16 protein-coding genes and 1 pseudogene are annotated in these 20,801 nt (G+C 43.1%); 16 read left to right on the top strand and 1 reads right to left on the bottom strand.

Annotated elements, in window-relative coordinates:
• Positions 1–126: 126 nt before the first annotated feature.
• The 16 genes and pseudogenes from IW492_RS07810 (at position 127) to IW492_RS07735 (ending at position 19,255) form a co-directional block, all read left to right on the top strand.
• Positions 127–4,392 (top strand): isopeptide-forming domain-containing fimbrial protein, encoded by a 4,266-nt coding sequence (locus IW492_RS07810; protein ID WP_202067053.1) that lies wholly within the window; start codon positions 127–129, stop codon positions 4,390–4,392.
• Positions 4,393–4,414: 22 nt separating this feature from the next.
• Positions 4,415–4,768, top strand: coding sequence for an LPXTG cell wall anchor domain-containing protein (locus IW492_RS07805; protein WP_236671848.1), 354 nt, complete (start codon positions 4,415–4,417; stop codon positions 4,766–4,768).
• On the top strand, positions 4,765–5,571 hold the full coding sequence (locus IW492_RS07800; protein WP_202067052.1) for a WxL domain-containing protein: 807 nt from the start codon (positions 4,765–4,767) through the stop codon (positions 5,569–5,571). Before IW492_RS07805 ends, IW492_RS07800 begins: the two co-directional genes overlap by 4 nt.
• Positions 5,572–5,603: 32 nt before the next feature.
• On the top strand, positions 5,604–6,359 hold the full coding sequence (locus IW492_RS07795) for a WxL domain-containing protein (protein WP_202067051.1): 756 nt from the start codon (positions 5,604–5,606) through the stop codon (positions 6,357–6,359).
• An 82-nt stretch (positions 6,360–6,441) separates the two neighbouring features.
• Positions 6,442–7,515: a DUF916 and DUF3324 domain-containing protein gene (locus IW492_RS07790; RefSeq protein ID WP_202067050.1), complete on the top strand. Its 1,074-nt coding sequence runs from the start codon at positions 6,442–6,444 to the stop codon at positions 7,513–7,515.
• A 22-nt stretch (positions 7,516–7,537) separates the two neighbouring features.
• A complete protein-coding gene (locus IW492_RS07785) occupies positions 7,538–8,206 on the top strand; it encodes a hypothetical protein (protein ID WP_202067049.1) in 669 nt (222 codons plus the stop codon).
• Between the two features lie 14 nt (positions 8,207–8,220).
• The gene (gene lepB, locus IW492_RS18050) at positions 8,221–9,066 is read left to right on the top strand and encodes a signal peptidase I (RefSeq protein ID WP_202067048.1); all 846 of its coding nucleotides are present in this window, start codon (positions 8,221–8,223) and stop codon (positions 9,064–9,066) included.
• A 19-nt stretch (positions 9,067–9,085) separates the two neighbouring features.
• Positions 9,086–9,865, top strand: a complete 780-nt coding sequence (lepB, locus tag IW492_RS07775; protein ID WP_202067047.1) for a signal peptidase I — start codon at positions 9,086–9,088, stop codon at positions 9,863–9,865.
• A complete protein-coding gene (locus IW492_RS07770) occupies positions 9,852–12,503 on the top strand; it encodes a YfhO family protein (RefSeq protein WP_442896313.1) in 2,652 nt (883 codons plus the stop codon). Before lepB (IW492_RS07775) ends, IW492_RS07770 begins: the two co-directional genes overlap by 14 nt.
• Entirely contained in the window at positions 12,490–13,470 is a 981-nt protein-coding gene (locus tag IW492_RS07765; protein ID WP_202067046.1) for a hypothetical protein, read from the top strand. Before IW492_RS07770 ends, IW492_RS07765 begins: the two co-directional genes overlap by 14 nt.
• 15 nt (positions 13,471–13,485) lie before the next feature.
• Positions 13,486–14,220, top strand: a complete 735-nt coding sequence (locus IW492_RS07760) for a hypothetical protein (protein ID WP_202067045.1) — start codon at positions 13,486–13,488, stop codon at positions 14,218–14,220.
• 43 nt (positions 14,221–14,263) lie between these two features.
• Complete coding sequence (locus IW492_RS07755) at positions 14,264–15,952, top strand: hypothetical protein (protein WP_202067044.1); 1,689 nt, start codon at positions 14,264–14,266, stop codon at positions 15,950–15,952.
• 10 nt (positions 15,953–15,962) lie between these two features.
• Entirely contained in the window at positions 15,963–17,174 is a 1,212-nt protein-coding gene (locus tag IW492_RS07750) for a DUF916 and DUF3324 domain-containing protein (protein ID WP_202067043.1), read from the top strand.
• 486 nt (positions 17,175–17,660) lie between these two features.
• Positions 17,661–17,933, top strand: a complete 273-nt coding sequence (locus IW492_RS07745) for a hypothetical protein (protein WP_202067042.1) — start codon at positions 17,661–17,663, stop codon at positions 17,931–17,933.
• Between the two features lie 247 nt (positions 17,934–18,180).
• Positions 18,181–18,963: pseudogene (locus IW492_RS07740) on the top strand (transposase).
• 106 nt (positions 18,964–19,069) lie between these two features.
• Entirely contained in the window at positions 19,070–19,255 is a 186-nt protein-coding gene (locus tag IW492_RS07735) for a hypothetical protein (RefSeq protein ID WP_202067041.1), read from the top strand.
• Between the two features lie 269 nt (positions 19,256–19,524).
• Here the strand turns inward: IW492_RS07735 and IW492_RS07730 are convergent, their stop codons facing one another.
• Complete coding sequence (locus tag IW492_RS07730) at positions 19,525–20,430, bottom strand: LysR family transcriptional regulator (RefSeq protein WP_202067040.1); 906 nt, start codon at positions 20,428–20,430, stop codon at positions 19,525–19,527.
• Positions 20,431–20,801 lie beyond the last annotated feature (371 nt).

Genomic DNA, 20,801 nt, shown 5'->3' with positions numbered 1-20,801 from the left:
CATTTCTAATCAAAAATCAGAGATCAAAAACACACTATGAAATCTAAAAGATCTCCTTTTTGAAGAAATTGAAATAAATGTGTTGTCTATCATCAACACGCTATTTTTGAGGAAAGGAGGAAAATAATGAAAATTGGAAGAAAGCTTCAATATTTTATAAAAGCTGGTGTAGTTGTTACGATGCTATTTATATTTTTGGGTACTGCTCAAAAAGCTGAAGCAGGCACAGTAACTTCCTGGGCAGAGTTTGTTTCGGAACTTCAAAATCCTGATATTTCAGAAATAACTTTAGGAGGTCCTATTACAAAGCCGACGGGAGGAGCTACTCCTGGAACCATTTCCAGAGATATTACGATTAATGGGAATGGCAACACTATAAATTTCTTTACAGGTACTGTTAATGGTGTGATTTTGGGGAATGTCGGCAGTCCAACGACGTTGACTTTAAACAATGTGGATTTGCATAAATACACAACTCCCGCAACAGCAGTTTTTTCTGGTAATGGTACCAATTGGACGATTAACCTGAATTCAGTAACGACTGGAACGCAGACAACAACAGCTCAAAGTGCTATTTTGGATGCTGTGGGTGCAACAGTAAATATTTCCGGTACAACAAAGCTGCGTATGCAGTCGAACACAGATATTCCTCATATTAAAGCCGCATCATTAAACATATTAGATGGAGCAGATGTTACATTTGCTCAAACATCCAATCGACATGGTGGTGCTTTTCAAGGAAATACAGTGACGGTTGGCGAAAATGCAACAGTTGATTTAGGGACATGGACGACCAATGGAGCAGCTGCAAACTATAACTATGGCTTGAATGCTGCGACAAGTGTTGTACTTGAAGAAGGTGCTTCTGTAAAAACTGGTACTATTTCAGCAAACTACACGAGGGTAATCAATACAGGTTCATTTACTGCGAAAACAAATTCAACACTTGAAGCTGCATCAACTTCGACTTATGCAACGGTTATTGCCACAGCAGGTGATATCACAATTGAAGACGGAGCAACTGTAAAAGGTTCTTCGACAGGTGTTAACAATACACAGATTGATGCTGCCGGCTCAGTAAATGTCTTAAGCGGCGGAACATTGGATCTAACTGCCAGTGGGGCAAATACTACGCAAGTAAAAGCTGGTGCTGCTGAGTTTATCGTTCGTAATGGAGCTAACCTTAATATTGAGTATACCAATACAACCAATACAACGAGTTACTCATTTTATGTGAATAAATTTATTGTAGAGGACAATACAACGTTTAAACTTACTCCAACAGGAACTGGTCACCGTATTTATGGAACCGGCTTTACTGTAGGAAAAGGTGCCGATGTAGAAATTACCAGCAATTCAGCAAATAGTGATGCAGTTATCTTTCTTATGGAAGAAGCAGATGTACTGATCAAGGAAGATGCAAAAGTAGCAATTACCAACAATGGTACATCTACTACAGTATCTACTAGTACAAACTATGCTGCCGGTGCACAAGGTTCACATGGTATTTATGGACTGATTTCCAGCTTTACGATGGAAGCTAACTCTACACTTGACTTGAATGCCAATACAATTGGCTACTGGGTAAGAGGGAGAAACTCATTAACGATGTCTGATGGGGCTGTTTTTAATGCCTATTCAAGAACTAGAGAAGCTTTAGCTTTGTGTTATGACTTTGGTGATGGAGCCAACGCAAATACTCCATCGACAATTAATATTTCTGGTGAAGGTACTCAATTGAATATGGACTCTGGGAATACTTCAATGACTGCTAACAATGGAGCAACCATGCGTGTTCAAGGAGACGGAGCTGAGTTCAATCTGTCAGATGGAGCAGAGCTAAACAGTAAAGGGCTCCGTACATCTGCTTTGCAGATACAGTCATTAGGATCTGTGTTTAATGTGAGAAACGGTGCAAAACTAAAACTTCTTAAAGATTCAACTGGGGTGGCAAACTATGATTTAGGTTCAGCTTTACGTTTCCGTATCAGAGGAGCGATGACTTTCAACATTGATAATGCTGTTGTAGATATCACTAGTAGAGCAACTACCGCTTTTGGTATTCGGATGTATGGTGATGGTAATGGTGTGAATGTTACAAACGGTGGACAGTTACGTATTACCAATGAAGGATATAATGGCTCTGCCTCTAATAATAGTAATGGCGGAATAGAATACACGGGTACAGGGTTCTTCTATTTGGAAGGGAAAGACAGCTTGGTAGATATTACTGCTGCCGACGGTCCGGCAATTTTTTCTACATCTGCATTAAGTGCAGATGTTGGTCCGGGTACAAACTTTATTCTAGAAGGAAGAAGTTCTTCTGCAAATAGCGGTGGAGCAATTGAGGCAGGTACATTAACCTTTGATTTAAATGCTCCTAAGTATTTCGATATGAGAAATAATCGTCCTGGTGGTGGATACACACTTTCGGGGGGACCAAGTTCGAGAATGACTTCTACACAATCAGATTTGTCAGTATGGAAAGTAGGTTCAAATCTTAACGGAAATCCATTTAGATCATGGTCTATTTTTGATTATACGCTGACTGGTGCTGATTTTGTTACGATAGCCAGTACGAATGTTCCTGACGAGTTTAATACAACACCTACTTCTTATGGAAATATTGGGGCACGGGCTTATTCACGGATGAGTGCGAATAATGCTTCGGCAATTATTGATGAACTCAGAATTCCAACCAATGCTGACAAATTTATCTTTGGGCATGCTTCTGTTCCGGAAGGACTAGATGACATCCGAGATGCTTGGACAGATGAGGTATACATTGAAGTGCAAGTTTATAATCCTGATGGTTCACCAGCATTTAAAACAACAGGTGCTAGTGTCGGTAAAGACGACACCAGTCCGGGGCTGAGTGTTTATGGAGAAGATCCGCGCGGAGGAATATTTGTTATTCCAATTCCAGATGGTCAATTTGCTGTTGAAGGAATGACAGCAGAAGTCATTGCTGCATGGCGTGGCGGAGCCGATTCAACATCTGATCGTGTCCATACAAGTGAGGCTGATGATATCTTAGCGGGGACTGTCAAAACAATTGATGTTACACCTCCAGTTCAAGTTGTTTCATCAACCGATTTAACCAATGCAACCAAACAAATTTCTGGAACTGGCGATGAAAATGGTGCGAAAGTCTTTGTTAAGCTCAATAATGAATGGCTGGAAGACAGTGATGGTAATTTGGTTACTACAACAGTTGCAAATGGACAGTGGCTGATTAATTTGCCTGCATATGTAGAAGAGGCAGATAAAGTAGATGTTTACCTAAAAGATAATACACTAATCGATCCTGTTCCAGAGTATGTTCTACCAGTAAGCTATACACAGGAGCCTGATGGTATTTATGGAAATATCAACAAAGAAGTGGACGGTTATGATGCTTTTGAGGGATATCATGATGCTGTAATTACGGGTGATGCCGATTATCGTTTCGATAAGGCTTTGCGTCTTACAGCTAATAATGTAATTCCGGAAGATGTTTCACTTGTAAAGGATGCGAAAGTATATCGTAAAGATATAGAAGTTTCCGATGCACAAGTTGGCGATACAGTGGAATATTCTTTAACGGCCAAAAATTTGACAGCTGACACATTCTGGAATGCTGTTGTTTTGACAGATGTTCTGCCAAGTCAGGTTGATTTTGATTTAGCAACTGCTGATGTAAAAATTGACGGAACTGCTGTGACAGAAGATCAGGTAGAGTATGACGAAGCAACTCGTACATTGTCTGTAAAAGTAGGAGATATAACGACGAATCAAGTAGTTGTTACGTTTAATGTGAAAATTAATACGACAGGTGCTGGAGCAACTATTATAAATAAGGCAATAGCCGATGGTGAATCTTTACGTGAGACACCATTTGTTCCCGGCCCAGTGAATCCTGACTCTGACCATGAGCCAATCACTACTGAGTCCAATGAAAATAAATTATTGGATGTTTATGGAACATTGAGTTTAGTTTCAGCTCCAAATGAAATTGACTTTGGAACAAAAACTACTGGAAGCTATGGAGCAGTTTTTGCTGACCAGCCAACATTTGATACAGCTTTAGTTGTGAATGACAGCCGTGCTACTGCTTCAAACTGGACATTGACAGCGACAGTTACCAAGGTAATGACTTCTGTGGATGATGAAAACTATACGTTGCCAACTTCATTGAAATATAAAAATGATGATGGAATAGAAACAATGGGCTTAGATCAGGCAGTTATAATCACCCAACAGACTGCCGCAGGTGACTATAATGTCAGTCAGTCGGAATGGGAAAACAAAGACAATGGCTTTGTGATGGATGTTTCTGCTACGCAATATCGAAAACTTGGTGAGTACCAAGCTGTCATTGAGTTTACTGTTGCGGATACGTTTACACCATAAAAAGGAGGTAATAGTGTTGAAAATGAAAAAATTGTTCCTACTATTATCGTCTCTGATTATGGTAATAGGGTTTACAGTAGTTGGAAATACAGCTTTTGCTGAAGGTAACGGCGGTCAGGTTCAGACCAATGGACAAATAACATTCTATGAAGATAAACCGGAGCCTTCCAGCTCCGAACCGCCTGTTTCAAGCAGTTCGCAAGAACCTGTACCTTCGGTCAGCTCTTCTGAACTGCCGGTAACCAAACCGGCTGGGAAATACCCCTCTACAGGGGAACTGGTGAAGAAAAGTCTGTCCATCAGCGGAGCAGCTCTGATTGTTGCTGCCTTCCTCTTATTCCTTTATAAACGTAGGAAAAAGGAGGCAGAAGAATGAAACAGACGTTAACACATCTGCTTGGCTGTCTAGTTCTTGGGAGCGTACTCTGTGCAGCACTTCCTGTGTCTGCACAGGCGGAAACCTCAAGTACAGCCGGCAATGGCCACGTACGGTTTGCTGGGGATGAAGGCGACGGGCTGGTCAAGGATCCGGAACATCCGGATACACCGGTGGATCCGGGTGAAAGTCCAAGGACCAACGGAGACCTGCGCATCGAATTTGTTCCGCAGCTGAGCTTCTCAGCGAATAGGCTGTCATCAAAGGATACCAGTTATCCGGTCAATGCCCAGCTGTTTCACGACGGTACGGCAGCCCGGGGAAACTTTATCCAGATTTCGGATTACCGGGGTGGTGCTTTAGGCTGGACGTTACAGCTTCGGCAGGAGATGCAGTTTTATAATCCTGACACCCCGAACCGACAGCTGGATGGTGCCGTGCTGTCTCTAGATCAGGCGTGGACTAACTCCGCCCAGACAGCGGTTCAGGCACCGGTGGTGTCCAAAGAAGTCATTCATCTGGACAATATCGGTTCTACCTATAATCTAGCAGAAGCTGCCGTGGGTACGGGTTCAGGTACCTGGTCGATTTCCTTTGGGGCTTCAGCGGAGAATCCATTAGGATTAACCAGTACATTGACCCCTAAAATAACGGAAGATGGTCAGCCTGTCGTTGATGCGGCCTATGAAAACCAGCAGGTTTATGAAAACAGCGCCATCAAGTTGTCCATACCGGGGGCAACCAAAAAGGACCCGGTTACTTACACAACGGTGTTAACTTGGATATTAGCCGAGTTGCCATAAATAAAACACACACACATTAGGAGGAAACACACATGAAATTATCACACAAATTATGCGGAGCTGCATTAGTAGCAGCAGCAGGACTGGCAATTGCGTTGCCAAATGCTACAAAAGCGGTAGAAGATCCAAAAATTGGTACCGGTACCGGGCATATTGCTTTCACATCTGACACTTCAGGTGTACCAACAATCACAGATCCAGGTTCTTCTGATGGTACACAGATTACAGATCCATCTATGGTAAACCCAGGTGATTTCGGAATGATCTTTGTAACACCATTAGAATTTGGCGAGCACAGCGTGGCTGGTATAGGTTCTCAAACAACTTGGAATGCTGAATTATTTGCAGCAAACAAAGGTAATGCTGATGAATTTGACGTACAAAACTTTGTATCTTTCCAAGACTTCCGTGAAGCAGCGGATCACCAATATACATTGCAAGCAGAAGTATCAGAACAATTCAAAACAGGTACAGGTGTGCTATTAACTGGTGCGACAATCCAATACAACAACATGTGGTTAAGCAACAACGGTGGAGCAGCTGAATTGGATCCTGCAGGCGTAACAACAAGTGCAGTAACATTAGCCGGTGACACTGGTGAAAAACAAACATTTATCGACAACCCAGCAGGTGGTGCAGGGAAAGGATACGGACAATTCGAATTGAACTTCGGTACAGCATCTGATGCAACTGGAGCAGAATCAGTTGTTCTTGAAATTCCAGTAACAACAGCGAAAAAAGGGGATTACACAGCAGTAATCACTTGGACACTTGCGTCTGTAAACTAAGAAGATTTAATGTGTTGGAGGGCGTCGGCTTGACTCAAGTCGGCGACCTTCTTTCATAAAAGGAAGCGAGGAAGACAAAAAGATGAACAAGCGATGGATCAGCCTGATGATTGGGCTATTATACATAGTAGGACTGGGAGGTTTTGCGACCTCGACATATGCAGAAGAAGGATCTTCTGACACGAATGCCAACCCGGCGGGTTTTTCATACAAGGTGATGTTTCCAGAGAATCAGCGAGATATGACGATCGGGTACTTTGATTTACGGATGAGTCCTGGCCAGCAACAAACGGTTCAGATTGAATTGGCCAACAATGGAGGGGTAGAAAAAACGGTGGAAGTTTCGTTAAATGGGGCCAAGACCAATGGGAACGGCGTCATTGAATATGGTCCTATCGCCATTGATAACGATGCTTCGTTAAAGTACGATTTCAAGGACTTGGTAAAAGGACCGGAGACGGTGACTCTCCCGCCGGGAGAAGTGGTGACGCTGGATCTGGCCATCACAATGCCGGAGGTAAGCTATGACGGCGTGATTTCTGGTGGGATTCAGCTGAAGGAAAAAATAGATGAAGAAGCCCGAAAAGGACAGACTGGATTGATTAATGAATATGCCTTTTTGATTGGTATGATGTTGACAGAGACCGATACAGAGGTACAGCCGAATTTGGAACTGAATCAGGTATATGCAGGTACCAACAATGCCCGCAATACGATCTATGTAAACTTTTCAAATGTGGAAGCAGAATACCTGAACGCGTTGACTGTGGAAGCGCAAATTACTAAACAAGGTAGTGAGGATGTCATCTATGATACAAAGAAAGCCAATATGCGGGTAGCTCCAAATAGTATGGTGGACTTTCCTATCTCCATGAATGGTGAACGGATGGAACCTGGGGACTATCATGCTCGTGTTGTGGCCACTGCCGGTGACCGAAGTTGGGAATGGGATCAGGACTTCACGATTACAGATGAAGAAGCGGACAAATTTAATAAACAGGATGTACAGCTGACTCAGGAACAAGGCATCAACTGGCTGTTGGTGGGACTGATTGTCGGAGGCGGGCTGGTGCTTGGTGGAGTCCTCTTTTTGATTGTGTACCTGAATCGTAAGAAAAAGAAAAAACAACGCAAAACAAAGAAAAAAAGAAAGTAAGTAATGGAGAGGAGGGAAAGAAATGAGTGTATTAGATTGGTCATTCGTTTCGCTGTTAGCTGCGGCCCTTCTCTTTTTGTTTTTCGGGCTGTTCTTTCTTTTTTTCTGGGGGCGAACCCGAGGCAGAATGAAGAAGCTGTCGGGGAGACGACCGCCTAAAAACAAAAAAAAGAGAAAACGGTGGAAACGACAACAGAAAGAGTTGCGTGCACAGTACAGCCGTCAGTGTACCGGTTGGATTGTTCTACTGGTATTGGCACTACTGGCAGGTGGGGGCAGTTTTTATACCCGCTACTATCAACAGTATCATTTACAGGCAGAAGATTCAGAAGCCATTGTTCAAAGTTATTATTTATTGGAGGAGCTGGTAGTACAGCTGCAGGAGCTGGAAGCTGGCACAACGCCGCAGAAATCCTTTAAAAATATCCATGAGCTGTCAGGACGACTGGGCAGTTATGGGGCACGAAAGGCTTATCAGGGGTTGACAGAAGACAATCAAAAGCTGTTGAACCGATACTTTGTTCAGTTGAGAGAATTAGGTGTGAACCTAAATGGACAGAGGGTGGAAACGTTACAGGCGACAGAAGCCATTCAGGGCTATCTAACAGATATTGAAAAAGCAGAAGAAAGTCAGACAAAAGTCTTTAAGCAGTTTAAGGTAAATGAAGCCGCATTGAAGAAGAACCAGTAAGAAGGTGGAGAAGCGTGCAGAAAAAAAGAGCAGCCACCAACCAACGACAAATAAAGCCGCAGGCCTACACAGAAGGAACAGGGAAGCAGAAGAAGACAGCTGTGGCTAAGCAGGGAAAGAAACAGAGAAAAACAGGGAGACCGGCTTCCGATGATTGCGGGAACGCGTCTTCTACAGTGAACCTGCAGAAAGCAGCTGCGAAAAAGAAAAAACGAGTAAACAATACAGAAAAACCAAAGTCGGGTAGAAAAAGACGAAGCCGTTCAGTTAGTGCTTCTTCTCATACATATGTAAAAATGAAAAAAAGAAAAAAGAAACGATCCCGAATACTACGCACTTTTTTGATCGAGCTGGGTCTTACAATAGCTATTGTGAGTATGCTGGCAGGAAGTATAGGCTATCTGACGCTTTCCTTACCAGTAGTGGACGGTTACGGGATGACTCCGACACTGAATGATCAGGAGCGACTGTTGGTGAGAAAACGGGGAAGCATCAAACGATTTAGTCTGGTATATATCAAGAATCCACAGACTGGGCAGCGACTGATTCGTCGCGTGATCGGTCTGCCGGGAGAAACAGTGGAGTATCAGGAAGGACACCTCTGGATCGATGGAGAGGAAATCCCAGAACGTTTTTTATCTAGCATCGGAGAAAGTGAAGATAGCACACCGGCAACAGCAAATTTTATTTTACAGGAGCTACTGGGCCAAAGTAGGGTCCCACAAGACAGCTATTTTGTATTAGGTGACAATCGTCGCTATGCCAGCGATAGCCGAAGTTTCGGTTTTGTTTCGGAAGAGGTGGTGATAGGGGTAGTAACAGCCCGTATCTTCCCCTTACATCAAATGACTCAGTTTTAACAGACAAGGAGGTGTGCAGGTGAGTGTAACGCAGTCAGCTGTATCGTCAAAAAAACGTATACAAAAAAAGTCACAGACTCGTCAGGCAATGGCACAACCGATCAGTCCTCGTCAACAACATACGCCACGTTCTAAGAAAAAGAAACCAACTGTCGGTGGTAGTGTCCAAACACCAAAAAGAATGCGCGTGAAGGTGAAAAAAGTCCCTAAGATGGTAGCTTCAGCGCCACAGACAGTTGGTCAACGAGTCAGTCGCTATCGAGATACACTGATTATATTGAGCTTGGCTGTTTTGCTGGGGCTTTTCTTTTTCCGGTTTGGCACTCACCGGGTAGATGGCCGATCGATGGCACCAACCTTTCAAACCAATAATCGGATTTTGTTCAATAAGCATCAACTCCCTGTACGCTATGCCATTGTAACCTTTATTCCTGCAGATGCGCCCGATGACTCATATGTGAAACGGGTGATCGGTTTGCCGGGGGATCCTCTGCTGGTGGATGGGACGGCCCTGTATCTTTTGCCTAAAGAAACCGGGCAGGAGCTGCCAGTAATAGAGGAGCTATCCTCTTTACCTGACGGGACCATCAAACTGACTGTGAGCGAAGGTGTTGCTCAGTCTCTGACAAACCTGACAGAGATTCCACCAGACCAATACTTTGTATTGGGCGACAATCGAAACCACTCCACTGACAGCCGGGCCTTTGGCTTGATCAGACAGGATCAGATTGAAGGTGTGGTGGTGTCACGTTATTATCCGATTGGTGGGCTAGAAGGACAGATAAATGAAAGAAAGTGAGAAGACGATGATACAGACAATAAAGAAAAAATGGTTGAATCAGAACAGCGCTGCTGCGCTGCTGAGTTTTTTACTGCCGGTATTAATACTGGCAATCGTTTATTGGCGTCATGGGATTTATCCGGGAAGTGAGCTGACCATTCTGTCCAGTGATTCCTTTGTCCAGTATTCGAATTTCCATGCCAGCTTACATAACGTTCTTACAGGAAAACAAAACATATTTTATACATGGTCCGGGTCTTTGGGCCTGAATTACTGGTCGCTGATGGCCTATTACTTAAATGGGTTGTTCAGTCCGCTGGTTGTATTTTTTGACAACTATGCCATGCCGGATACCCTATACTATCTGACACTTTTGAAGTTTGGCTGCAGCGGCTTGTCCTTTTGGGTGTTTGGCCGGGTAACCTATCGTAAGCTTTCTCCTTGGATGGTGACGGGACTGAGTGTCAGTTATGCGCTGATAGGCTATGCGGTGGGGTATTCTCAGGTCATTATGTGGCTAGATACATTTGTTTATCTTCCTCTGATTATTTTAGGAATCCATCGGCTGATGGATCAGCAAAAACCAGGCCTGTTGTTTATCAGTTATCTGGTCTTGTTTGTTTCAAATTTTTATATGGCATTCATGGTTGGTGTGTTTAGCTTCCTGTATTTTCTGATTCGTACCCTGATTCACTGGGAGAAAGCAAAAAGACAGATCGGGCTGTATTTGGCAACATCCTTGTTGGCCGGAGGCGCCTCCATGGTGACCATTTTACCTACCCTGCTGGATCTTAGCAGCAATGGGGAAAGTTTGACGAGTATACAGACTCTAGTGACCGCTGATACAGGGCCTTGGGATATGGTGGCAAAATTGATGGTGGGGGTCTATGACACATCTAAGTATGAAAGTATGGCCTTTGTTTATGCCGGACTGCTCCCGTTGATTTTCTGTCTGTTTTATTTTGTCAGCAGACAGACCACATGGAAGGAACGTCTGGGCTATGGCAGCTTATTTGTTCTGTTGATTGGGAGTATTTATATCTACCCGTTGAACTTATTTTGGCATGGGCTTCATGCGCCGAACATGTTTTTATTTCGGTTTAGTTTTTTGATTGCTTTTTTAATTTTATTGTTAGCTGGTTATGGATTAGAACGATATACCAGCAGACAGATGAATACATTGATGAATATCTTTTTAGGCCTCGGCGGTGTGTTTCTGGCTTTTCTGCTGCTGTCGAACAAGAAGCGTTATGGGATTATCACCACTGAAACCATTTACATTACTTTTGGTCTTTTGATCATTTATCTGGGGATTTATCTACTTTGGGAGAAAAAACCGACTTGGCATAGGGGCTTACTGGCCTTGCTGGTTCTGTTGATGTGTGGAGAAGCCTTTGTCAACACTCGGGCAATGATTACCGGAATCCGTCAGGATTGGGGCTATCCAAGCCGGGTCCTCTATACTACCGGACATCAGGAGATTCAAACGCTGACTGATCTTGCAAATGATTCACAGGAAACGTTTTTCCGTATGGAAAATCTGGACAGACTTACATTAAATGACAGCTTTAATTTTGGGTATTCTGGTGTAGGAATGTTCTCATCAATCCGGAACCGACATTCGTCACAGTATGTGAATGCTCTTGGGTTTCGTTCGCTGGGGACTAATCTGAATATTCAATATGCAAACAATACGTTATTGGGCGACGCCCTTGTGGGGATTCAGTATAACATTGCCAAGGGAGATCCGATGAAGTTCGGTTTTGAAAAAGTCGCTACAAACGGTGACTACAGCCTGTATGAAAATCGTTATGCTCTGCCGTTGGGGATTCTAACGGATGAGGGGATTTATCAGGAGGGTGTGTTGAACAATCAAACCGAGCTGTTTCAGTATTTCTCAGGAAAGCAGCTGGATTTCTATTCGGTTAAAGATGCAACAATTGTGGATTCGGAGTATGCAATTTTAACAGAAAAAGAAAATGGTACAATTCTGAACATTGGAGAAGAGCAGCCAGGGAAAAACAAATCAGTGACCTGGTCGGTCACTGTTCCAGCCCACAGCCAGGGGTATTTAAGCCTTGTTCCGACCGATTTTGGTCTGTCCAGCGGGATGGATGTTCAGTTAACGGTCAACGAGATAACCCGTTCTATGAGTCTGCCAAACAGTGGGCAGTATTATAATATTGGGTATTATGAGGAAACGACGACAGTGGAAGTGACAACGACGTTTCCACGGGGAACATTGGAGCAGACACATGTCAGTCTGTATAAACCGGATGTGTTGGTGTTGGATACAGAGAAGTATGCGGCAGCAATTGAACTGATTCAGAACAAAGGCGTGGAGATGGTGACAGAGGGGCGTGTAGCGATCGGTAAAGTAAACGCAGCAGATGATCAGGTGTTGTTTACGACCATTCCCTATGACAGAGGCTGGCGTGTCTATATTGATGGTAAGGAAGTAGCAATCACTCCGTTCAAAGAGGCTTTTTTAACGGTTCCTGTGACTGCCGGTGAGCATGAGATCCGTTTTGTTTATCTGCCGCCAGGCTTTGCAATCGGGGTAGGACTGCTGTTGGGCTGCACGGGCTTGTTTATTGGTATGATGTGGATGCTGAGAAGGAAACAGAGAAAGGAAGTCGAAGATGACACAAACTAGCTGGCGAGTACTTGTCGTTTTCTGCCTGTTGCTTCTGATACTGACGGGATGTGGACAAGGCAAACTGTCTGCAGAGACGGTGAGCTTTACCGGTAACGAAATAGCGTATCGCTTTTCTCTGCCAGAAAAATGGGAAGCAGTTGAGGCGTATAAGGAAGTCTTTAATCAAGCCGCTGTATTTGGTGCTGAGGACAGCCAAAGTACAGCTCGAATGTTTATTCGGGTAGAGGAGGTACCGGGGTTAGCCAAAGAGGACCTGCTTGAGACAACTCAGACGACTTTGGAAGAACTGTATAGTGTTGAAGGAAGCATGACTCCGACAGAATTTGAGGTGGGAGAGTGGCCGGGCGTGTATTATCTGGCAGAAAGTACCTATAAAAAACGAAAAATGTGGGTTCACCTCTTTTACGTGGCAACAGACACCAATTTGGTGGAGTTTCAGTTTTACAGTCCGGATGATCAGTCAGATGCCAAGCGTAAGGCATTGTTTGAGCAATCTGTCCAGACGTTGAAAGAAACAGGTGTAGCGACTACTGATACTTCTGAGGGGGCGACTACTGGTAACGACTTGGGGACAATGAACAATGATATAGTTGATCTGCAAATCACAGGATATAAACAAGTGGATTGGACGACAGAGGAAGACCTGTTGGTTCTTCGTTTTACCTGTGTAAATGTCAGCACAGCATCCTTTTCTCCCAAAGAGCAATGGAGTAAGGGAATCAAGGCAACTGCGGGCAGCACACCGATGACACTGGTTTCTTTAATGGACCTGGGCGAGTTGGATAGTGAGATTAAGACGCTGCTTGAAGCAGGAGAAGACTCGCTTGAGGCAGGAAAGACAAGGGAGGCGGCAGTGGTATATCTTCTGCCGAAGGCAGACCGCACCAAAGAATTATTGTTAACGCCGGATGTAGTTGTCTTTCCAGAGAAGGAAGCCATTCGTCTGGCGAATAATAACACCTGAGAAGGAGAAAGATAAATGAAACATTGGCTATCAATAGTAGTGATTGGCTGGGTGAGTCTGGGACTTAGCGGTTGTACATCGAACCCATCGACAGCAGAAGTCTCTTTGCCAAAAGAGGAAGCTGCATTTACCTGGTGGGGGGACCAGACCCGTGCATTTGGGTCTTACAACTACGCCGATTCAGAGGAAACCATCAAAACAGAGTTGACAGACAAGTTTGGTCTGTCGGTGCTGCCATCGTTTGATGCACTGCGGGCATCGATAGAGGAAGAGTTTGCCCAAGAGGGTGTGGAGTCAGAACTGGGGGAGCTTCAGCTGTCGACAACAGATAAACAATTGAAGCTCAGTGTAACGGATACCTTTTCAAACAGTGAAGGGACCTATGTGGCGTATGGAACTGTAACAGCTGTGTATCAGTATCTACCGGAGCTGAAAAAAGTTAAACTGTCTGGGCAGAAAATTGATATTTTTAACTGGACAGGAGAGAAGAGCTATCAGGGTAAGGAGTTTTTGACTTTAATCCGACAACTGGGTGAGATTCTGCAAATACAGGATTTGGATCAGCGAATGAGGGAGTTTGAAGCCACAGTGAAAACACCAGAGGAAATGGCAAATCAATCGGTGACGCTTTATGCAGATTATCTGAAAGGCAAAGAAGCCAAGACATTTGGCAAGGGACTGATAGTGGAATTTGACAGTACGGGTTATCCCTATAAGATATCAGGAGCAACGTACGATTATCGAGTATAAGCTTAGAAGAGGAAAAGCGAGATAGAAAAAGAGGAGTGTATCAATGAATGAACAGAAGACCATGAACAAAGCCAACGAATGGCCGGCACGTCGGCGCCTGCTATTTCCTTATCTGATTTTTGCGATATTGGCTGCCGTGTCACTGTTTGGTGCACTGAGGATAGATGGACGTCTCTTTTTTGGAGATGACTTGAATTTTCATCTGGGTCGGATCGAAGGCCTGGCTCAATCGTTGGGACAAGGGGATTGGCTGCCGAAAATCAATTACTTTATCACCGGCGGTATGGGGTATGCGACAGGTATTTTTTATCCGGATTTCTTTCTATATCCAGCGGCGTTGCTGCGGATAGGGGGACTTTCTCTAGTACAGAGCTACAGTCTCTATTTGTATCTGGTAAGTCTGGCGACATTTGTGATTGCCTATCAAAGCTTTCTGCAGCTGCGTCCGACACAGCGAACAGGGGCCTGTTTGTTTGCGGTGGTCTATGGTCTGTCTACCTATCGGCTGACAGATGTTCTATATCGAGCTGCACTGGGAGAAGTATTGGCTTTTATGGTCTTCCCGCTGATTTTGGTAGGTGGGTATCAGGTGGTGTGCGGGGATCAGAACCGCTGGTTCTGGCTGACTGCCGGTATGACAGGATTGTTTTACGGGCACCTGTTATCCACTTTGATAGCCTGTTTGTTTCTTGCTCTGTTTTGTTTGCGCAATGTAGGGAATCTGATTCGTGCTCCCCGACGACTTTGGTCTTTGGCGAAGGCAGCTGGCTGTACGCTATTATTGACGATGGCTGGCTGGGCGCCGATGGTGGAACAGCTAGTCTATCAGAAGCTGCGGGTTGCAGAGGAACCTATATTTTACCTGTCGCACACGGCAGAAAGTCTGGAAGAGTACTGGGCAGGTGCTGTGAGCAACTTGAGGTATAATAATCTGGGGATCTGGGTGTTTGTGGTGCTGGTGGTCAGCCTTATGTTGTATTGGCGGCTGGATACATTTAATCGACAGTTGGCGGAGCTGGGTACTGTGTTTCTGTTTTTAGCGACGAACTTGTTTCCCCATCACTTGTTTGACGAGACCTTTTTCAATGTGCTGCAGTTTCCCTGGCGGTACTTTTTACTTGTCAGCCTGTGTTTTAGCTGGGTAGTGGCAGATGGTCTGTTGAAGCTGTTTTCTAAGCCAATGTATCGACGGAGTTTTTTTCTAGTCCTCAGCCTGTGGCTGCTGGGAAGCAGTCTACAGATGCAGCTTCAGATGAGAGCTTCTGACACCCGACTGGTCCCCTATGAATCCTTTGAGCAAATGAGCGGTGAGTATGAGACCGGCGCCGGCAGAGAATTTCTGCCGGCGGGGATGGAAAGCTGGATGACTCCGACCACATTAATTTCAGAACCGGAAGGGTCTGCAGCAGTTAGTCAGATGTCTCGGGAAAACAATATTTTTTCACTGAGCTATGAGACTAGCGAACCTGTTCGTCTTATTTTTCCGGTTCTATTATATAAGGGCTATACGGTCAGCGGAACAGGCATGTACAGTAAGGTTCGTAATGCCGGAACATACAAGGGGACGTCCATGCATGGGTTTGCGGAGGTGGAAGTCAATGGCAGAGGCGAATTAACGCTGTGGTATCAGGGAACCTGGATTCAGAAGATTAGTTTGGGGATTAGTCTGTTGACGGGAATAGGTCTGCTAGTATGGTGGCGTAAAGCTGACTTTGAAGAAAGACTGCAGTAGCAGACTGTACTTGGAGAGAATCAATGAAACAAGCAAAATCAGTTCGTTGAGCATCGGTTGTTCGAAGCGATCAGTCGGTGCTGCGGAAGCGGAAGGAGAGGCAGAAATGGTTCAGGGAAAGAAAAGCATTCCTTTATTATACATAATGAGTCTTCTGTTTTGTCTGTACAGCAGCGTGACAGTCTATGGTGTAGAGACAGAAGGAAGCACTATAGAAAACCCGATCGGTTTTACCTATAAAGTTATTCATCCAGAGAATCAGCGAAGCCAGGTAGGGTATTTTGATTTGCGGATGAAACCAAAACAGAAACAGACAATCGAAGTGGAGTTAAGAAATCTGACTGATAAAGACCAAACAATTGAAGTGTCTTTGAACGGTACGACTACCAACAGTAACGGGGTGATTGAAAACGGTCCAACAGGCATTGAACAGGATGCGTCACTGCGTTATGCGTTTGAAGAGATAGTGAGCGGGCCTGAAACCATCAAGGTACCGGCCAAAGGAACAGAGAAGCTTTCCCTAACAATCCAGATGCCGGCTAAGTCCTATGATGGGGTGATCTCGGGCGGAATTCAGCTAAAGGAAACGGTGGATGAAAAGAAACGCTCTAAACAGACTGGAGTCATCAACGAGTATGCCTTTTTGATCGGAGTACTACTGACAGAAACGGATACGGAAGTATATCCGAAACTAGTATTGAATACTGTAGTTGCGGGTACGAAGAATGGTGAGGGTGTGTTGTTTGTGAACCTCTCAAATATAGAGGCAGCGTATTTGGGGGATTTAGTTTTGGAAGTGACGATTACTCAGGCAGGCAAAGCAGCAGTGCTGTATGAGACCAAGAGGAGTGATCTGCAGATGGGGCCGAACAATCAGATGAGCTTCCCTGTTCCAGTCGGAAGCAAGCTGGTAGCGGGGGATTATGAAGCCCATGTTTTAGCTGTATCTGGTGAGCATGAGTGGTCGTGGGATCAACCATTTACAATCACAGATGAAGAAGCCAAAAATGCTAATGAAGGATTGACCAATAGAGGGAAGCAAGGCTTCGATTGGCAATTGGTAGTTCTGATATTTGTGGTTATCTTATTGACTAGTTTTGGGATATTTTATATTGTACGAAGAGTGAATAAGGAGAAAGTTAATCAAAATAAGAAATCCGAGAGAAAAGAAAAACTTCAACGGATGAAACAAAAGAAATCTGGTAAGATCAGCAAAAAATGATTCTCCGGGTTCAATTAACATGAAAAGACTAACTATCTATTCCTATCCTGCAATGGATATATTTTTGTCCAAAAGGCGTGTTTATATCATTGTAATGTATAAAGAATACTGGAGTAATCTGATTATTATAAATGCCAGTGTAACATGTGTTCAATACTGGTGGTCTCAGCTTGCAAATTATCTTGTTCTGTTTATTTACACTAATGTTGCATTCCGGTTTTCTCTAGAAATTTATTTCTGTCTTAATTAGGAAAAGTTTGCAGCGCCTGTACAATAATAAAAATACGTTTAAAAGTTCATTTTACGAAGCTTTTAAACGTATTTTTGGGTGTTGATATTTTACACTTGATGACATTTTCAGACTCTATAATATCTAGTGTTGGTGAGGTTACATTTACTGGCACTTTTTTTGAAAAAACAGGAAAGACACCTTAAACCCCGTTAAAATTAAAGTCGACTAAAACCAATCCAAAGGAGTTTCTCAAGATGGCTCTATCTGATCATACCAAAGGCTTCCTAGATATTCTAGCCCCTAATCTTTCTTTTAAAGAGAATCATTTTCAAAAAGTTTTCATCAAAGACCAGTTCTACTTTCACTGCCAAGCGAAGAATGAGCAGACCATTATCAAATGGGACTGGAAAAAAGATAAATCGGATCAGGGACTATCACATTTTGTTTTTTCAGAAGTAGCTAGTAATTTCTTAATGGATTTTTCTAACAACGGATGTATGGATATGAATTATCTGGAATATTTTTAGAATTTGGGAATAAGCTATGAACCAGTTTAAGGAAGTTGAATTGTCAGAGATGACCGAAAGTACAATTTTATCAATATTGATGATGGTCGTACGGCAAGAAAGATTTTTGGAAAGCTTGAAAGTATTGTAAAATACCTGAAAGACTTAGAGAAGCGCCGATAGTAAAATTAAACTAGACAACTAAACTAAGTCATTTGTGCTACACTCAAAATAGTTCTGACCAAAGGATTATAAGGAGTGAAGTCAAATGACCAATACCCATCTTACACCAAATGAATGTGTGATGATAGAAGCGTATTATCACGAGGGAAAATCAGTTCTGAAGGCAGCTGCTAGACTAACGCGCTCTAGGCAGACGATTTATAACGTCTACAAGTAGGAAAAATAGCGAGTGATTATTACAAATAATGCAAAGAAAATAAAACCCGTTGTGGGAGACAGCCAATTATTTTAGCGGCAGGTCAACAGAAGTACATTCAACTCATTGTTGCTCAAGGTTGCTCCCCAGATGTGATTATCGGCCGAGCAGCGTTTCCTATTTCATGCTCTGTCAGGACACTCTATCGTAAGTTCAAAGCCAATCAATTTGATTGTGCAAAATTACCAATGAAGGGAAAAGAAAGCCCAACGGGTATAACGAGCATCGTGGAAAGAAAGCGCTTAAACGCACTATTTCAGAAAGAATTAATAACCATCCTGAATTTAAATAGGAATTTGGTCATTTGGAAGGCGGCACAATTGTTGGCGTTCATCTGACTGCGGAAAAGAGTTCTCAAATTGGAAAGATATGAGTAATGACAATGATAGTTCGATCTATTTTGCAGATTCTGGAACACCGTCACAACGTGGATTGAATGAGCATTCTAACGGTTTATTGCGCAAAGATGGGCTTCCTAAAATGATGGATTTTAATCAAGTTGACCCAGCCTTTGTGTCAGTCGTTACCTCCAAAAGAAATCACATACCAAGAAAATCATTAAACTATCAGACACCATTAGAAGTATTTTTGAGTTACCTAAATGATGAATAATTGTCTAGCTTAATTTGACAAATCAAATAATGAAAAGCAAAAAAATGAGGTGTCTGTTATAGAATTGTGTTTGAGTGATAAACAGATTCTTGAGGCTTATCCGGTAATGAAACAATTAAGAACTCATTTATCTGAACAAGCGTATCTAAAAAAAGTCAGAGAGTATCAGAAGGAGGTAGACTATCAGCTCTATGCTCATCGCTCCGACAATAGGGAGACTATTGCCTGTTGTGGTGTGATGAACAGGCAGACACTTATGACCGTTGTCTATGGATTTGTAATCTGGTTGTAGACAAGAATGAATGTTCCGGCGGCGTTGGAACAGATGTTTTGAAACAGCTCGAAGAAATTACCAAGACAGATGGTTATAACTAAACCACATTATCTTCAGGATTGCAGAGAGTGGAAGCACATCGGTTTTATGAAGAAAAGGCAGTATTTGAAAAATCCAGTTATTCTTTTATTAAGAGTATTTAGCAAATATTTTTGGTTGTTTCAGACGAATAAATAAGACAATGAGTTGAGCGGACGAATAAAGCAAGCTCAACCTATTGTCCTTTTTTAATGTTCAAAATCATTGAAATATCCTTGGGTAAAAAGGAGGATAAACTCTTTAAAGCGAATTGCTGCCGGCGACAGAAAATGCTCTTTTTTTGTTGCCAGATAAATATATCTTGGCTGAGAATTGTCAATTAGGCGTATTGCTTTTACCTGATAAGAAGAAATGGAAGGGATGCTGGGCATCAATGCGATGCCAAAGCCATGGGCAACAAAGCCAAGCATCGAGTGGTCTTCCTCTACTTCACAGACAATTTCAGGTTCGACATTTGATGTGCTCAAAATTTTATCAATGTACGGTCGAAGTCCGCTTCGCTTATTGAAGTAGACAAATGGGTATCCAGCTGTTTCTTTTAACGAAATCTGGTCGTATTGAGCCAGAGGATGATTTGGCGGCACAATCAGCACCACTTCATCCTCGGTTAAAATATCATAATGAAGCTGTTTGTCTTCTTTTAGTTTTGATGTAATGGCCAGATCGACTTCTTCTCGCAGCAGGAGATCCATCATATCAGAGGAATTTCCCTGAAATAAATTAAATCGAATCTGACTATTTCCTTCTCTGGCAGAAAATTCCTTCAAGAGCATTGGAGCAAGAAACGAACCGGCTGTATAGATAAAGCCAAAATCAATCAGGCCCTTATCTGGACTGACCAAATCTTTCAATGCTCGTTCACCCTTTGATAGTTCACTTAAAGCCGTATTGACATACTTGTAAAAAAACTTTCCATATTTCGTCAGCTGAATATTTCGCCCGATTTTTTCAAACAGCTGTGCTTCCAGCTCTTTTTCCAATTCGGACATGGCATGACTTAAATTAGGCTGTGTGGTATTTAGCAGCTTGGCTGCCTGAGTCATATGCTCTGTATCCGCCAGCATTTTAAAAAATTCCAACTGCCTAAGATTCATAGGAGACTCCTTTCGAATTTCATTCACTTATATATTTTTATTTATCTGTACTAATTTTTAGTCAGAAATGATAGTGGGACAGAAATAAAGTTTCAAACTCTCTTCGTACCTATCTCCGAATAAACGGTGATACAAAAGCAAAAATTCTTTTTGCGACGAGTAACCGCAGGAGCAGTTCTTTCGGAATTAAGCCGAACGATCCTGAAAACATGAGGCAGATCCTTCACCGAGTAGGTAACAGGACGTCATCTACTCTGCTAAAGTAATCCTGGTGAAGCCTGTCAACTCTCGTATGTTTTCTACGTAGAAGTTGATGGGATTAAAGCGCAGTGCAGTGTATCCATTCTCAGCTATTCATTTTATGAATGGTG

This window comes from Enterococcus sp. BWB1-3 (assembly GCF_016745275.1).
In the GTDB taxonomy this organism is placed as follows: domain Bacteria; phylum Bacillota; class Bacilli; order Lactobacillales; family Enterococcaceae; genus Enterococcus_L.
The sequence above is the reverse complement of the archived record's forward strand: the minus strand, read 5'-3'. Positions and strand labels throughout refer to the sequence as shown.

Bases quoted from the DNA above. Each gene is read 5' to 3' on its own strand.
- IW492_RS07810 (WP_202067053.1), top strand. From the start codon at position 127: ATGAAAATTGGAAGAAAGCTTCAATATTTTATAAAAGCTGGTGTAGTT.
- IW492_RS07805 (WP_236671848.1), top strand. From the start codon at position 4,415: ATGAAAAAATTGTTCCTACTATTATCGTCTCTGATTATGGTAATAGGG.
- IW492_RS07800 (WP_202067052.1), top strand. From the start codon at position 4,765: ATGAAACAGACGTTAACACATCTGCTTGGCTGTCTAGTTCTTGGGAGC.
- IW492_RS07795 (WP_202067051.1), top strand. From the start codon at position 5,604: ATGAAATTATCACACAAATTATGCGGAGCTGCATTAGTAGCAGCAGCA.
- IW492_RS07790 (WP_202067050.1), top strand. From the start codon at position 6,442: ATGAACAAGCGATGGATCAGCCTGATGATTGGGCTATTATACATAGTA.
- IW492_RS07785 (WP_202067049.1), top strand. From the start codon at position 7,538: ATGAGTGTATTAGATTGGTCATTCGTTTCGCTGTTAGCTGCGGCCCTT.
- IW492_RS07770 (WP_442896313.1), top strand. From the start codon at position 9,852: ATGAAAGAAAGTGAGAAGACGATGATACAGACAATAAAGAAAAAATGG.
- IW492_RS07765 (WP_202067046.1), top strand. From the start codon at position 12,490: ATGACACAAACTAGCTGGCGAGTACTTGTCGTTTTCTGCCTGTTGCTT.
- IW492_RS07760 (WP_202067045.1), top strand. From the start codon at position 13,486: ATGAAACATTGGCTATCAATAGTAGTGATTGGCTGGGTGAGTCTGGGA.
- IW492_RS07755 (WP_202067044.1), top strand. From the start codon at position 14,264: ATGAATGAACAGAAGACCATGAACAAAGCCAACGAATGGCCGGCACGT.
- IW492_RS07745 (WP_202067042.1), top strand. From the start codon at position 17,661: ATGGCTCTATCTGATCATACCAAAGGCTTCCTAGATATTCTAGCCCCT.
- IW492_RS07735 (WP_202067041.1), top strand. From the start codon at position 19,070: ATGAAACAATTAAGAACTCATTTATCTGAACAAGCGTATCTAAAAAAA.
- IW492_RS07730 (WP_202067040.1), bottom strand. From the start codon at position 20,430: ATGAATCTTAGGCAGTTGGAATTTTTTAAAATGCTGGCGGATACAGAG.